This is a genomic window from Mycobacterium sp. NGS26, assembly GCF_059813025.1.
Genome location: NZ_JCALDU010000028.1, coordinates 1 through 555 on the forward strand (window position 1 = coordinate 1; position 555 = coordinate 555).

Sequence of the window (555 nt, forward strand, 5' to 3'; positions counted from 1 at the left end):
AGCTTCGACTTCGCGGTGTGGGAGATTTTCGGGGCCCTGCTGGGTGGTGGGCGGCTGGTGGTGGTGCCCGAGCCGGTGACCCGCTCCCCTGACGATTTCCACGACCTGCTGATCAGAGAAAAGGTCAACGTACTCACACAAACGCCGTCTGCGGTGACCGCACTCTGCCCACAGCGTTTGGAGTCGGTGACGCTGGTGGTGGGTGGGGAGGCCTGCCCGGCCACGCTGGTGGATCGGTGGGCGCCGGGGCGGGTGATGCTCAACGCTTATGGGCCCACCGAGACCACCGTGTGCGCGGCGATCAGCGCCCCTCTGACCCCCGGTGAGCCGGTGGTGCCGATTGGGGCGCCGGTGGCCGGGGCGGCGCTTTTGGTGCTCGATGGGTGGTTGCGCCCGGTGCCGGTCGGGGTGATCGGCGAGTTGTATGTGGCCGGCCCCGCGGTGGGGGTGGGCTATTGGGGCCGGCCGGGTTTGACCGGGTCCCGGTTTGTCCCCTGCCCGCTGGGCGGGGCGGGCGGGGCGCGGATGTATCGCACCGGGGACCTGGTGCGCTGG

The 555-nt window shown here is 70.6% G+C and carries 1 protein-coding gene; it reads left to right on the forward strand.

Translation table 11 applies throughout. The features are described 5' to 3' along the window. Nucleotides 1–555 (forward strand): AMP-binding protein (locus AC5Y6X_RS24395; RefSeq protein ID WP_499989712.1); only part of this gene is annotated, 555 nt, incomplete at both ends.